Genomic DNA, 15,724 nt, shown 5'->3' with positions numbered 1-15,724 from the left:
TTATGGTGATGGTATATTAGTAGCTGTTTGTACTTTAAGAAAAGGTAATAATAATAATCCAATAAAAGCTGCTGCTACAGATATCACCACAAAAAAACCAGTCCAGTGATAATGGTTCATAACGATTGCCAACGGATACCCTGCTAATGCTGCTCCCATGTAGGCAAATAAACCAACAAAACCTGTTGCAGCGCCGACTGAATCTTTATGAGAACACTCAGCTGCAGCCATACCAATTAACATTTGCGGCCCAAATATAAAAAAGCCAATCGCAAAAAAACAACCTGATTGTAATATATAGCTCGTAACAGGCATTATCCATAACGCGGCAACCGCTAAGAATATGCCCATCGCAAACAGTAAAATCATTGGGCCACGATTGCCGCCAAACAATTTATCAGAGCCCCACCCACCAACTAATGAACCTAAAAAACCTCCCACCTCAAATAATGACAATGCACCATTCGCAGATAGCAAACTATAGTGATGCTGTTCGGTTAGATAAAGATTTCCCCAGTCATTAATTGCCGTTCGCACGATATAAACCAATACATAACTCATCGCAAGTAGCCACAAATACTTATTAGTTAATACATATTTAAATAATATTTGTCGTTGTGAAAGACCAATACCTTCATTTTCTTGAGCTATTTCTAAATGATCATGACGCCATGAACCAATACTAGGGAGCCCCATCGCTGTTGGCTTATTTCGCAATCGCCAACATAAGCCAAGGCCAATCACAATCGCGATGATACCAGGAATAAAAAAACCATAACGCCAGCCATAATGCAACGTTAGAAAGCCAACCAACAACGGAATAAACGCGCCACCAACATTATGAGCGGTATTCCAACACGACCACCACAATCCACGCTCAGATCGCGAATACCAACTTGTGAGCAGCTTAGAGCATGCAGGCCAGCCCCACCCTTGAAACCAAGCATTAGCAACCCACAATAGCGTAAATGCCATAATCGAACTGGAAAAGCCAAAGCAGATATTAATAATACCAGTGGCAATTAAACCTATTCCCATAAAATAACGCGGATTAGAACGATCAGATATCATCCCAGATATAAATTTTGAACACCCATAAGTAAGATAGAACAAGGTTCCCATCATACCGATGTCTGATTTATCCCAACCTAAATCAGCAATCATTGCAGGCATGGCATAAGTGAAGTTTTTACGGGTTAGATAAAATCCAGCATAACCAATATACATACTCACCATAATATGCAAACGCCAATATTTATAACGTTGTTCTGTTGTTGAGAGTGATAAATTGGCCATGTTACACCTGAGAATATAAATATATTTATGATTACGCTAGCGGTAATACAATTACCAATATTGTACCTGTTGCTTGTTTTGGTAATGCATTATGTTGAGATTCATCATAATGATTACTGATAATTGAACATTGCCCGCCTAACACTTCTACCCGCTCACGAATACCTCGTAAACCAAAACCTTTAAAAGCATCTTCTGCTTTAAATCCAATACCATTATCTTCAATTTGCAACCTAATTTTTTGGTCAATATTTAATTCAATAATCACTTCGGTCGCGTGTGAATATTTAGCAATATTATTTAATGCTTCTTGGCAAATACGGTATAGCGTCACACTGGTTGTATCACATAATTGTTGCTGAGAGTGTCCCCATGCCATTGCAACATCAATGCCTTTATCTTCTAACTTCAAATCACAGACCACCTGCTCAACCGCTTTTGCTAAACCAAGATCATCCAGTGTCTTAGGTCGCAATCGCGATAACAAACCTTTGGCCGTATCATAAACATTGAGTGATAACTGTTCGATAGTTGAAGCACATTGTTGAGTAACAGGGGTTGTTTCAACTCGCTTTAAAATACTCGCTTGCATTCTTATTGCGGTAATATTTTGGCCAATTTCATCATGTAATTCTCTTGCGACATCTCGTCTAACTGACTCTTCAGTTTTAATTAACTGTCGCGATAATACATGGTTTTTCCCTAACTCTGCCGACAGTTTGCGGTTAAGATCCCGTTGGCGTTGAATACCAAGACCTAACAAAATACCGGTTAGACTTTGCGCTGATAACGATAACAATAAATCGGTGATCTCCATATTGTTAACATCACTTCGCGCCGCAATTAAGGCAATACTATTAAGTAAGGTGCCTAATAATGCCCCTTGCCATCCATGTCGAAAAGCAAACACAATAATAGGTATCGCTAAACAAAATGGCGCAAAACGACTTAATTCATCAGGTAAGTTTATTTGCAAAAAAATGTTAGTAATAAAAAGTAATGCATATAAACATAGATCACGATAACGTAATTCTAAGGGGCGAGAAATTAAAGCAACCGTCAGTGGAATCCAAGAACGACTAAATAAAAAGCTCCATAATAAATAGCACGTTGGCACTAACATTAAGCCACCAGTGATACTAATAAGAACAATCATTGCAGCAGGCGATACGGAAATTAAACCAATAGGATTAAGCCCAATGACCACAACAACATTAATCATCGCAGTTGCTATGATGCTCACAGCCATTACTAATAATTGACGCCACTGATCACCATAATAATAACGTCGTAAACACCATAACAATGGCCATGATAAACCACTGGCAATTAATATTGGCCACCACGGTAAATCATGCAGCACTTTAGCAAGTAAAACAATTAGCCCCCACTCAGCAATATAAATAATTAGCCAATAACGAGCAGCGGTATGTAACGTTATCCCTAACCGCAATGCGAAAGGAAATAATAAAATCGCAAGTGCAGGATCACCAACAAAATAAAAAGCAATCACCCACAAACAAAACCAGCTACAGATAAAAAATAGACATCCACCTAATGAGGTCAGTAAATATTGCCGCATTACAACACTTCTTGTGGAAAATATTTCGCTAATTCAACATTATTATTCACATTAAGCTTATCCATCGCATTAGCACGATGCACATGAACAGTTTTATGGCTCAGCCCTAATTCAATCGCAACCTCTTTCACATCTAAGCCAGTTGCAAGCATTTCACTTATTTGACGTTCACGTTTAGTTAAACAGGCAACAGATTGTTGGTAAGGATCAATATTACCCAACTGAGTCGTTATATCAGAGGCTAAATAAGATTGACCAATAGCAACTTTTCGTACTGCTTGTATAAGCTCATCAGGGCTACAACGCTTACTTAAATAACCTTTTGCTCCAGTAGTCAGTGCTTTATTCACGACCGTTGCCGTATCATGCACACTCAACATAATACATGCCATATCTCGTGACAAATCTTCAAGTAACGTTAAACCGCTCTCATTTGGCATTGATATATCAATAATACACACATCAACAGCATGCTTAGCTAATCCATCACGCGCTTCTTGAGCAGAGCTAAATTGACTGACCACTTTGATGTCTGACTCTAATGATAATAATTGCGCAAAACCAGAACGGACAATAACGTGATCATCAACTAAAGCAACAGTAATCATGACGAAATATACCTATATAAGCATTAAAAAGAACGAAGCCAACCCTAATGCGCATAAAATACCGTTTACAATAACCGCACGCAAGTTTTTGACATGTTAATTATTGCTCAATAAATAAACTAATAAAAAAAGCCACTGATAATCTAAGTTATCAATGGCTTCAAGTTAATCTATTTTGAATATTTAGCTAACACAATGTTAACCAAATCATTAATACAACGGCATTTCATCAGCTACAAACGGGTTTGTTACGCGCTCATGGCCAAAAGTAGATAAAGGACCATGCCCAGGTACAAATGTAACCTCATTGCCTAAAGGCCATAATTTAGTCTTAATCGAGTTAACTAATGTTGGATGGTCACCTTGTGGAAAATCAGTACGACCGATACCACCTTTAAATAGCACATCCCCAACAAATGCAACTTGAGCATCCGCACTATAAAAGATTACATGCCCAGGTGTATGGCCTGGAGTATGAAACACTTGTAGGGTTTGGTTACCAACCTTGACGATATCACCATCATTTAACCATTGTGTTGGTGCAAATGGTTCTGTCAATGGAAAACCAAACATTTCACTTTGACGAGGTAAACCTTGCAGCCAAAATTCATCATCTCGTTGAGGGCCAATAATTGGCACATTCAATATCTGAGCAAGAGGTGCTGTACCGCCGACATGATCTAAATGTCCATGGGTTAATAATAATTGAGTAACGTTAACACCAAGTTCTTCAACCACTTGCTGAAGCTGCTGAATATCACCACCAGGATCAATAATCGCTGCTTGGTGAGTTTCATCACACCATACAATAGAGCAATTTTGCTGAAATGGTGTTACTGGCACAATTTTGTATTGAAGACTCATTCATACTTCCTAGCTGAGACATTATGCAGCGAAGCATGCCATGAATATGACTAAAAATACAGATTGATACACGAATAAACTACCCTCTCCAATTACGTACTGGTCCGGTATCGATATGAACAAATTGGCTATTTGGATAGTAACCTACGCCACCAATATTTAAATCTAATGCGGCTTTACGTATCTTTGCTAAAGGAACACCTTCAAGATTAAAGTCGATAGCCTGTGCTTTCATATGGTAACTTTTCTTTGCAACCCCACCACGCTTTGCCAACATTTTATTGGTCTTAGGTGAACGATAACCAGAAAAGAGTTGAGCATAGCCTTCATGACCGAGATAAGATTGAATTTGTGCAATTGCATCATATAAACGGCGATCTATACGCGCAATTTCATTTTGGCGAAAATCACGGCAAAGATGGTCCAAGCGTCGAACCTCTTTACCAACATAAGTTTTACCATTGAAGTATTTAGTTTCTAACTCTTCACCAGTATGTAAATTGCGCACTAACATTGTACGAGGTGTTGTCGCTTGAAAAGGACTAGCAACAGCAATATTAGGTAATACACATGCGCCTACTGCTAATCCACCTAATGTTAAAAATTTACGACGACTAATATCTAAGTTTGACATATCTTACACAACCGAAAAAATGACCTTTATTTCTAAAGCAATTCATATACCAATGTCGCAAAACATTATCTTCAGTTATTAAAACAGTCAAATGCATAAGTCACATAAAATAAAACTTATATCTCTATTTTTAATATATCATTAACTTACACTCAATTATGATTGTAAGCAGAGATTAATGGCATCATATTTTGCTGCTCTTTATCATATTCATAAATATCAAATCGATAATTCACTTCCCCTTCATCATTAATCCATGCCGTTTGATAAATAATTTCTACTGGAACTTTTTTGTTTTTACTAAGCCTAATTGTGCGCGTTTTTTTACTTCTAGAATACGTGTTAAATTGCGATTCACTTTTGCCAGAATACTCCAATAATGCTAATGCTAGTGACTTAGACTCAAGTACGCGCACGCAACCAGAACTCAGTGCACGCTCATGCTTATTAAATAATACCGGGTATGATGTATCATGCAAATAAATGGCTTGGTTATTAGGTATATTAAATTTATATAATCCTAATGCATTTTTTTTACCTGGTTTTTGACGCAAACGGTATGGAAATTTATTTGATGAAAATAGATTATAAGGAATTGAATTAATATTTATTTTCTCAGAACTTCCCCAGCTACGAATAACCTCATAATTATGGCGTTTTAAATAACTACGGCTACGTCTAACCTTTGGCAATATGTCTCTTTTGGTAATTGAATTAGGTACATTCCAATATGGATTAAATACCACTGAATTAATCCTTGAATTAAATATAGGTGTTTGTCGTGTTGGTCGACCAACAATCACTTTACTGTTCATTACCCAACGGCCATCAAGCCATAAGTTCATATAATAATTAGGAATATTCACAACAACACCGGTATAAATAGTTGTTGACCATAATCGTAACCGCTGTGCATTTAATGCTAATAACCGTACCCGTTGAGTAACATTTAATGCGAGCCATTTCTGAGTTTGTATACCAATAATACCATCACTGTTTAAACCATGCCGAGATTGAAAGCGCTTTACTGCCAGCACTAAACTGCCTGTATATCGCGATTTATGCTGCTGTTGATAACGTTTAGCTTCTCGTGATGAGAGATCCCCTAACTGTTTAAGTACTGTAACTAAACTCGACATAAATTGGATTTCATTACCTGGTTCAGCTTGACCGTGAAAAGAAAAAACTGGCCAACTAAACGTTGAAGTTGATTCTAACCGATTAATTGATGCAACTAATTGTTTATATTCAGTTGTTTGTGGTTTTAAGCGAACAATAAATTGATTAAATTGATTATTTTCATAATTCATCAAAATATTTTCAATGGCAGTCTGACTGGGTGTTGGAAGTTGTGATGGTGGCTTTTCACCAAATAACCACATTTTTCCCTTACCCTGTAATTGCTCAATAAAACTGAGGTAAATTAATAAGGTGTCCATTGCAACAACATCATATTGTTGCCAATTTCGTTGCGGCTGTAATTGAATAAGTAAGTGATATCTTGCTGTTAGCTCTTTATTGGTTTGAGATAAACTAATGATTCGTAATTGATCAATAAAATCATTGATTGTTCGCTCGTTTTGCCAAAATTGACTAAATCCTGTCGACGAATATAACTCAACTAAGATTTTAGAATATTTAAGTCGAGTTATATTTGCATTAGCATCCGCAACCCATTGTTGAGCATGATTAAGCATATTTCGTGGTCGAACAACAGTAGATATCTTATTCAAAGGCCGTAATTTATCGCCACTAACAATAGATTGAGAATAGGCGCTGGATATCTGCCAAGAAAAACTAACACATACAGTGATGACAATTAACAAAGTATCTTTTATTACCGTCATTAAATACCTCCGCAACCCATTTCCAACATTACAAACAAAAATTTATTTGATGATTAAATGTAGAAGAAGATAATGTTCGTAATTCTTAAATATACAACAATTAGTTAACATTTAAGATAATTAGCTCTTTTAATGACAAATATATAATTTCGGAATAAGTGACAATATATCACAACCATTACTCTTATCAGGTTACATTGCGATGATATAACTTAGCCACAGGTATTGAACACCAATGGTTATCCCAAATAATAGCTGTTTGATTATATTGTGACTGTCTAGTAATAGAGACATGAGCAATATTTCCACTACCAGAACTAAGTACCCATTGCTTATTAATAACAGTCGCACCAGAGACATCTGCTAATGGTTTGATCTCAAGCAGCTCTCTACTATTGCTATTCCAAATTCCGTAACAATTACCACGTGGCGATGTTGCCAGCACATAATTATCTAAGCTCACAACACTTGATATATAGTGATTAAATCTTTGCCATTGTTCATCATCACCAAATAAGGGCTGCAATGATTGATTACGCCGATGCATTGCTACTAATGGCACAGTTATATCTGTTTTAGCTTTGTATTGTTGGCCACAAATTACATTCCCATCAGCTGTAACATCTAAATGGCGAATACTTAAATGCTTATTAGCTAATTGAGCCAAATCGACAATTTCACCTGTGCGCTTATCTATATACATTAAAGCTGATTGCATTGACGCTAAATTTTGTGGTACACGACCCAGTGTATGAATACCGCCAACAGCAACCGCGAGTGTATGTTCATCGACACTGATCATCTGATGTGGACCAATACCGACACCGTTAAACTCAGCCACTTTGGGTAATCCATCAATAAGTTCATATACACCAATAATGCCACGACTTGTCAGCGCCTCACCTTCTGTAGCATATAAATAGCGGCCATCAGCAGAAAACACACCATGACCATAAAAATACCGATGAGGATCAGCAGCGCGCACGCTCCATGTCGCACCATTGTTATAATTAACAATTTGAATATATTGTCCAGGCCGACGGGAAAAAATAGCAGCTAACGTTCCATTTGGTTGCAAAGCAATTCCATGCCCTCTCGCTGGTAATGGAAATTGATGAACTAACTCACCGTACTTATCAATCACTGCAGCAGCAAAATGCCCTTGTAACGTTCGACAGCAGCCTATCAATACTGGTTTTGAAACTGGTTTAGTCGCATCTTTACATCCGGAAAGTAACGTCAGCGGTAATAATGCTGTAGAAGATAGCGTATAGTTAAGTAACTTGCGTCGAGTAAGATCAGTCACCATCAGTTGCATTAAACCCCATAACAATACCCAATTGAGCTGCTACATCATCATGTAGTGCTAGTTGAATATATTCCAACCCATTAAAAATATTAATTAATTCACGATAGCCTTGTTTCGTATTTAATAAAGTCACCATACTTGATGATGTAGGCCAATCTGCCAGTAGTAATGTAAACCGTTGCTTGATTCGTTGTGCTGTTGCTTGATAACCTTGCTCACGTAGCAATGCATCTAAGCCAGTACCATTGGCAATAAACAAAGCTTGCAGAGATTCAATACTTGCTTTTAAATTCGCTAATGAGGTTTGCGAACGCCAGGCTTCGGCTTGATACGGCTTAACGTTTCCTGGTTTTCCCATTGGCTTAACCAGTTTTTTTATCGTGTAATCAAGTTGGTTATTTATCGCTGCCAAATATTCCGCTAACGCTAATGAGTTCGATAATGAATGCCATGGATTGTGTTGCCACGCTTGTGCCAATGTTTGTGCCGTAGTGGCTAAATGGGCCGTTATAGCCTCTGTTAATTGGCACTCATTATTATTTTTCAAAGACTGCGGTTGTTGATATAAAAACCATTCCACAGCACCTAAGCCTTGAACAGCAACGCTCTGCTGTGCTAATTCACCTGATTGCCACTGCTTATTTTGTTTAATCAACTGTCGCAATTTATAACCTGTGGTATTTTTCTTATCTGGCCAAAATTGAATATTCCAACTCAATGCTAATGCTGCTTCACTGCCCTTTTCTCTCCCTTGTAGCCCCATCCATGTTTTCATTGCTTGTTGCCATTGCTGACGAGTTAGAATTAATTGTTGTTGACTGTATTGTTGGCATAATAGTTGTGTTTGATGCTGTAACTGTTGCGTTTGTTGAGCAAATAACCTTGCTGTTGACAACGATAATTGATGTACATTTTCAAGTACTGCAGTTGGTGTTACATGACTATCTAAGCGTGTTTGAGTATCACAACCACTGACCATAATCACCACTAACAATAACGATGAAAGCCTCTTTTTATAGGTTATTTTCATGGTTGTTTTCCTATAGCGAATTTAAAAAAGCAAGCAGTTGCTGCCGTTGTGGTTGTGTAAATGTCAATACGACATCACGACTGTATTGAGCTTCTCCGCCGTGCCATAACACCGCTTCCATTACTGTACGTGCACGCCCATCATGTAGAAAATTAGTATGACCATTCACTTCTTCGGTATACCCCAGTCCCCATAACGGTGCCGTTCGCCACTCTTGGCCATTAGCTAAAAATTCTGGACGATGATCTGCTAAGCCCACTCCCATATCATGCAATAATAAATCGGTATAAGGGTTAATCATCTGCTCTGAAAGCGCGGGTAAATCAGGGTTTTTAGCCGTTTTAATTTGGCTGCGATGGCAACTATTACAACCGGCATCATTAAATAGTTGTTCACCTTTAATTACCTCAGGATCAACAATATTTCTTCGTGCAGGAACTGCTAAATGACGTGAATAAAATTCTACAAACCGCAACACTTCATCACTGGCTTCATATTCACCACCATTTGGCATTTCCGCACAAACAGACTGCTTGTCGCTACAATTTTCTTTTGAAAACAAACGATTAGTTAACCCCACATCACCATTAAAAGCCGCTGCATTTTGTTGCATTAAATTCGGCTGGCCTGCTTTCCAACCAAAACGACCAACAACCGTTTGTTGCAGTTGCACATTCCAAACTCGATTTAACTTACCAGAAACACCTTGGTTTTGACGCTGTTGTAATTGTGCAAATTCGACTAATGTTGATTCAGGAATTTGTTCTAATAGCCCTAACCCAATCATTGGTGGCGCAATTCGTGCAGATAACATCACATCGGTTGCCATTGCGCCGTAATTTAACTGTTCAATATTCAGTTGTGGTGTGCGTAACATAACAACATCACCATTTGTAAACATTACCGCATGTTCTTTATAGGAAAGTACAATTTGTCCTTCAGGCTTTGCACCTGGTAATGAAAAATCTTGTAACTGATCGCCATAAGTTGGCTCAGCAATAACACCTGAAATGATCAATTGTTGTTTTTGTTGAGGAGTTATAGCAGGCACACTTAAGCGCACTAACATTGATACTGCATTTGTGTCATTGCTTTCAGGAGGATGACCTCGACCATCTTTAATATGACAATTTTGACAACCATTGGTATTAAATAATGGTCCTAAGCCATCACGCGCATCCGTGGTTGCAGGCGCTTGAACCCAAGGATTACGAAAAAAACTGTTACCAACGCTAAAATCCAATCGTTTCGATAACGGTAGATTCGTAGCGGGTAATGAAAAAGCATTAGCCCCTGTTTTAGCTGTAGTGGTATTGCCACCTGATTTTAATTGTTGTAATTGCTGAGATGAATAGGTGATCTTAGTGGTCGACTGTTGATGATTACTAGCACTCACCGATGACGACAATAAACCAACAAAAAAAGCAGCAGAGGCTAGCAGTAACTTCATTGCTCACACTCGTTATATTCAATAAAGGGGGGAAATAACGTTACGTGCAGAACACACGCAACGTTGTATACATCTATATTAGACCGTCAACCTTAAAATTGATGATCCGCAGTGTCTGGGTTTAAGTTACTAACACCAATAATTTTAGCTACTTGTTCAATCGCAACTGTCTGTTGTACTAATGCTGAAATTGACTGATTAACTAAACGATTACCAGCTTTATTACCAGCAGCAATCAGTTGATCAAAATGCTGATTATTTTTTTCAGCAGCCTCAACAAGGGTATAAACCTGCGTTCGTGCTGTTTCAAATTGTGCTTTAATGTCAGCTGCTGCCTTGGCATCTTTTTTAACAACTAAATCATTAATACTCGGTCCCTGTAATAAATCACCATTTACAGTTTGGTAACTACCGGTATAAACGTTATAAATACCCTGTTCGTTATAATAATGTGAGTTATGCGTGTTATCAGAAAAACAATCATGCTCATCTTCTGGAGAATTAGCTTCTAACGCTACTTTCATTCGTTCACCCGCTAACTCACCTAAAGAGAGCGACCCCATACCAAATAACATCTTACGTAAGCCATTATCCGCAGGCTCTGCCAATAATTCAGCTCGGTAATTATTAACCTCAGCGGCTGACCATTGTTTTTCCATCCATTGCAGATCATTAATAAGTAATTGCGCACTTGCCGCTAGATAGTCGGCACGGCGATCACAATTGCCATTAGTACACCCATCACCTTTAACAAAATCAGTAAACGGACGCTCACCAGCTCCTGCCGCTGTACCTTGTAAATCTTGTCCCCATAACAAAAACTCAATAGCATGATAACCAGAGGCTACATTTGCTTCAGAGCCACCCAGCTCATTAAGCCCTGCGATCAATTGTGGTGTAATCTTAGTCACATCAATTTCTTTGTTACCGACCTGCAACTTATTACTCGCAATAATATTCGCCTTCGCACCATCATTACCAAGTTCATGTTGGTAGTCGCCAGCAACGTAATCAATTAAGCCTTCATCTAACGGCCATGCATTCAATTGACCTTCCCAATCATCAACAACACCATTACCAAATCGAAAAACTTCTGATTGCTGATAAGGTACTCGTGCCGCTTTCCATGCAACACGAGCGGCGGTTAATGTTTGCGCTGAAGGATTAGCTATCATCGCAGCAATGGTTTTATCTAACGTTTGGGCGGTTACTAAAGCATCACTATAAACACTATGAGCGAGATCTGCATAATGGGCGACAACTTCTTGTTTTGTTGTTGCTTGTGCCATCATCGGTAGTGACAATATTACAGCGGCAATCGTGTTATGAGGGAAGCAAGTTTTCATTGAGCATCATCCTTGTTAATACATGACTTTTCAATTAACCATCAAAATGATAATGTAACTGATAATTATTTTTATTCAGTTATGATACATAATAAAAACATTTTTGAAACACTTTAGCGCAAGTTTAATGGCACATAATTACATTTATCTATAAAAAATATAATTAGATACCGATAAACAGCAATGAAAAGACAAGAATTCTTGTATACTCTCACCCATCAAAATACCCTATACATCACGATGATTTTATATGGTTATTACGTACAAATTTAATTGGGAGAGTTAGATGGATAGGCACGAAGAAGTACTTATTGCTCTAAGACAAATTATTCGAGCAATAGATCTACATTCTAGGAAATTAAATAAGAATGCCGGACTGACAGGCCCACAGTTGGTATTAATGCGTGCAATCCGTGGTTCAGGCGAAATTACTATTCGCCAACTCTCTAACAACACCAACATGAGCCAAGCAACAGCCACAACGATTCTTGATCGTTTAGAAAAACGAGGCCTCGTTGTTCGTAAACGTAGTGTACTTGATAAACGAAAAGTGCATGCACATCTTACGGAAGCTGGGCTGGTGTTACTTGATAAAGCACCGATGCCATTGCAAGATAGTTTTATATCTCAATACCAAGATTTGGAAGATTGGGAGCAATCGTTACTGCTTTCTTCAGTGCAACGCATTTCAACCATGATGAACGCTGAACACCTTGATGTTGCGCCACTACTCGAAGTCGGCAGTATCACTAAACAAGAAAAATCCAATAGTGAATTGGACGAGTAAACCGCAAATATCTACCAACAGATAATAAAAAACCGATCACTAGATCGGTTTTTTGTATTTGCTAAATAAGCATAAATAGGTTTATTACGAATTATACGCCTTATTTGAGGTTAATTTAGCCAAGCCTTTGATGATCTTAAATAGACACCAAATAAATACTGCAATAGCTAAAAAGTAGCCAACAACAACAAAAGCTAAAACAAACGATACAATAAATAAACCTAGTCCCCACCAACAGGTTTTGATGATATTGCTGTAGTGATCTTCAAAGATCGTACCTACTGCTTCATCTTTTTTCACCATTGCCCAGATACCGCCAATAATCCATGCAATACCTGTAAAGAAACCAGCTATCATCAATCCGTAAGCAATTAAGGCATTTGTTTTAGCAGCTTGATCTTTTGCTGTCATGGTTGAGTTTACTACTACTTCTTGTTGCATCTCTGACATGTAACACTCCGTATTTTATTATTTAAATCCGTTAAAAAGTAGATAAACACCATAACTATGATTGGCAGTCTCAGGTGTTATTTTATAAATTACCTGTTTAGAATAATATACACGCTTATTTTTACATGCAACATAATGATTTGTTTGTTGCCGCATACATAATTTTATTCGATTCATATCTAACTATGAGTCATACAATATAACTCACCACTTATTTTGAAATATAGCACGCTACACAGCACACTATTCTTCAGCCCATCTAGCCCATTAACCTATCATTGCGTATTATTGATTCCTCTCTTTCATCAATGGAATGAACCGATGTTGCTTGAAGGTATTGAAACCTTATTAGTCTTAGCTGAAGAAGGTACTATGAGTCGTACTGGCAGCCGATTGTATATTAGCCAATCGGCAGTGAGTAAACGTATTGCCAAACTTGAAACGACATTAGGGACCAAACTGATTATTCCGGCAGGTCGATTAATTAAACTTACCCCTGATGCTCATGCGCTGATAAAAAATGTTGGCCCAAGTTTTAATGAAATTCGTGGCTTAATTTTTGAGCATCAGAATTTAGACGATCAAACGATTATTACGCTAGATTGCTCTGAAACCTTAGTTGCTGGCTATTTAGCCTCAGCATTAGGCGATTATTTTCAGCGTGATAAATATATTTCAATTACCACTCACCACACGCCAGTCATTGTTGAAAATGTTCAATCAGGTCAAGCTTCTATTGGTTTTTGTGCTGGGCATTTACCAGCAAATTATAACTTTATTGCAGAGCATTTAATCGATGAGCCATTTAAGGTTATATTTAATCAACCGTTAACTGTACTGCCTAAAGCGATCGTAGTGAACGATTTAAAAAATCCATCCAACATTTCCCAAGCTGCAGTATTGCAAAAGCATGGCATCACGCCATTAATGGAGATGGATTCTTATACCGCTTCAGCCCAGTTAGCATTAGCAGGCATGGCGCCAGCCCTCGTGCCAAAATCTATAGTAAAAACGTTAGCAATTGACGATAATTTCTGCTTTGAGTTTGAGGAATTAGCCGAACTCATTCGCCCTATTAACCTCATTTATCGTCAAAATAGTTATAAATCACCGCGCGTTAAAACCCTAATTGAAACCATTGCGGATGCTGTTGCCACAGCAGTTTAATCGCCATTCCCATCGACATGATAACCACCATAGGTCGAATGAAACGCTGACCTTTACTAATAACAATATGCGCACCTAACCGTGCGCCAATAAAGCCACCAGCAGCCATAATAAGGCCCACTTTCCAAATGGGTAAGCCTGCCAAAATAAATAAGATTAATGCCGCAATATTAGAGGTGAAGTTTAAAATTTTAGTGCGAGCCGTTGCTTCAACTAACCCTAACTGTGCAATAACAACAAAACAAATAGTAAAAAATGAACCAGTACCAGGGCCAAAAAATCCATCATAAAAACCAATACTTGTTCCTACAGAAAACGCAAAAGCCGCTTCTGATAACTTTGGTGTACCACCACCAGCGCCTATATTGGGTGAGAATAAAAAGTACAGTGAAATGCAAACCAATAATATCGGTATAAGACTCGTTAGTATCGTCGCATCAATATGCTGAACTAATATTGCTCCGGTTGCTGAGCCTGCAAATGTGCACCCAATTGCTAGCCGCATTTGTTTTAAATTTACCAGTCCATTACGAACAAAATACCAAGACGCTGAAAAACTGCCAAATGAACTTTGTAATTTATTGGTGGCTAATGCTTGAGCAGGAGGAATTCCAACCGATAATAATGCTGGTACTGTAAGCATACCGCCACCACCAGCAATCGCATCAATAAACCCAGCAGCTAGCGCTACAAAAAATAAAATCGCGAGTAGATCTACACCTAATTCCATTTACTATCACTTTTATTAGTTAACACCTTGATAGCAGAATAATAACGGTGATTTGAAATAGCGAATAGTGAAAGCTTGGATAGCTATCCATTCCGATTTGGAATTGATTAAATAACGATAATTATACTGATTACCTAATTTCGATTACGACACATCTCAGCAGGAAAAGATAGCCGCACCATAATAAAACGTTTTAATAATTCATCATAAGATGGTTGAGCATCTAACGCTTTTTGCATACAAGCTAACCAAGCTTGCTTTTCAGTATAACCAATATCAAGATGACGATGTGCACTGGCAAGATTCATGCGTCCGTAACGTTCAACATAACGATCTTCTCCTCCCATCCAGCCAACTAGAAAGGTCGTTAACTTTTGTTGTGATTGCGTAAGATCATCACTATGCATTGCACGTATCGTTGCCGCTTCTGGCTCATTATCCATATAGTAATAAAAATCAGCGACCAACTGTTGGACACCTGCCTCACCACCAACTGCGATCAACGTGCTATTACCTTGTCCAAATTCTGGCACATCACGCTTTTTTACGCCTGAAAAATCATCAGCCTCAGGAAACTCACTGTTATTCACCATGTTTTAATTATCCTTTTCTTTATTACAATCC

15 protein-coding genes are annotated in these 15,724 nt (G+C 38.1%); 2 read left to right on the top strand and 13 right to left on the bottom strand.

Annotated features, from left to right (window positions below):
• The 10 genes from PAND9192_RS02335 to PAND9192_RS02290 form a co-directional block, all read right to left on the bottom strand.
• A complete protein-coding gene (locus tag PAND9192_RS02335) occupies positions 1–1,296 on the bottom strand; it encodes an MFS transporter (protein ID WP_087852373.1) in 1,296 nt (431 codons plus the stop codon).
• A 31-nt stretch (positions 1,297–1,327) separates the two neighbouring features.
• On the bottom strand, positions 1,328–2,878 hold the full coding sequence (uhpB, locus tag PAND9192_RS02330; RefSeq protein WP_087852372.1) for a signal transduction histidine-protein kinase/phosphatase UhpB: 1,551 nt from the start codon (positions 2,876–2,878) through the stop codon (positions 1,328–1,330).
• Positions 2,878–3,486, bottom strand: coding sequence for a response regulator transcription factor UhpA (uhpA, locus tag PAND9192_RS02325; RefSeq protein ID WP_087852371.1), 609 nt, complete (start codon positions 3,484–3,486; stop codon positions 2,878–2,880). The genes uhpB and uhpA overlap by 1 nt, the downstream gene beginning before the upstream one ends.
• Before the next feature lie 210 nt (positions 3,487–3,696).
• A complete protein-coding gene (locus PAND9192_RS02320) occupies positions 3,697–4,350 on the bottom strand; it encodes an MBL fold metallo-hydrolase (protein ID WP_060996523.1) in 654 nt (217 codons plus the stop codon).
• Between the two features lie 79 nt (positions 4,351–4,429).
• On the bottom strand, positions 4,430–4,984 hold the full coding sequence (gene mepK / locus PAND9192_RS02315) for a peptidoglycan L,D-endopeptidase MepK (protein ID WP_087852370.1): 555 nt from the start codon (positions 4,982–4,984) through the stop codon (positions 4,430–4,432).
• 152 nt (positions 4,985–5,136) lie between these two features.
• Entirely contained in the window at positions 5,137–6,831 is a 1,695-nt protein-coding gene (locus tag PAND9192_RS02310; RefSeq protein WP_087852369.1) for a L,D-transpeptidase family protein, read from the bottom strand.
• Positions 6,832–7,018: 187 nt separating this feature from the next.
• Positions 7,019–8,149, bottom strand: a complete 1,131-nt coding sequence (locus PAND9192_RS02305; protein ID WP_234998895.1) for a DUF1513 domain-containing protein — start codon at positions 8,147–8,149, stop codon at positions 7,019–7,021.
• Entirely contained in the window at positions 8,130–9,170 is a 1,041-nt protein-coding gene (locus PAND9192_RS02300) for an imelysin family protein (RefSeq protein ID WP_087852368.1), read from the bottom strand. The genes PAND9192_RS02305 and PAND9192_RS02300 overlap by 20 nt, the downstream gene beginning before the upstream one ends.
• Positions 9,171–9,180: 10 nt before the next feature.
• The gene (locus PAND9192_RS02295; RefSeq protein WP_087852367.1) at positions 9,181–10,620 is read right to left on the bottom strand and encodes a di-heme oxidoreductase family protein; all 1,440 of its coding nucleotides are present in this window, start codon (positions 10,618–10,620) and stop codon (positions 9,181–9,183) included.
• A gap of 92 nt (positions 10,621–10,712) precedes the next feature.
• Complete coding sequence (locus PAND9192_RS02290; protein ID WP_087852366.1) at positions 10,713–11,966, bottom strand: imelysin family protein; 1,254 nt, start codon at positions 11,964–11,966, stop codon at positions 10,713–10,715.
• Positions 11,967–12,252: 286 nt separating this feature from the next.
• On the opposite strand from PAND9192_RS02290, the gene PAND9192_RS02285 reads away from it, so the two are divergent.
• The gene (locus tag PAND9192_RS02285; protein ID WP_087819536.1) at positions 12,253–12,753 is read left to right on the top strand and encodes a MarR family winged helix-turn-helix transcriptional regulator; all 501 of its coding nucleotides are present in this window, start codon (positions 12,253–12,255) and stop codon (positions 12,751–12,753) included.
• 84 nt (positions 12,754–12,837) lie between these two features.
• Here the strand turns inward: PAND9192_RS02285 and PAND9192_RS02280 are convergent, their stop codons facing one another.
• A complete protein-coding gene (locus PAND9192_RS02280) occupies positions 12,838–13,203 on the bottom strand; it encodes a DUF4870 family protein (RefSeq protein ID WP_087852365.1) in 366 nt (121 codons plus the stop codon).
• A gap of 321 nt (positions 13,204–13,524) precedes the next feature.
• Here PAND9192_RS02280 and PAND9192_RS02275 point away from each other — a divergent pair, with 321 nt between their 5' ends.
• Positions 13,525–14,370, top strand: coding sequence for a LysR family transcriptional regulator (locus tag PAND9192_RS02275; RefSeq protein ID WP_087852364.1), 846 nt, complete (start codon positions 13,525–13,527; stop codon positions 14,368–14,370).
• Here the strand turns inward: PAND9192_RS02275 and PAND9192_RS02270 are convergent.
• Entirely contained in the window at positions 14,321–15,100 is a 780-nt protein-coding gene (locus PAND9192_RS02270) for a TSUP family transporter (protein WP_060996530.1), read from the bottom strand. The genes PAND9192_RS02275 and PAND9192_RS02270 overlap by 50 nt on opposite strands.
• Positions 15,101–15,234: 134 nt before the next feature.
• Entirely contained in the window at positions 15,235–15,693 is a 459-nt protein-coding gene (locus PAND9192_RS02265; RefSeq protein WP_234998893.1) for a group II truncated hemoglobin, read from the bottom strand.
• Between the last annotated feature and the right edge of the window lie 31 nt (positions 15,694–15,724).

The organism is Photobacterium andalusiense, from assembly GCF_900185625.1.
Lineage (GTDB): Bacteria > Pseudomonadota > Gammaproteobacteria > Enterobacterales > Vibrionaceae > Photobacterium > Photobacterium aquimaris.
This window is presented reverse-complemented; position numbering and strand designations above follow the sequence as displayed.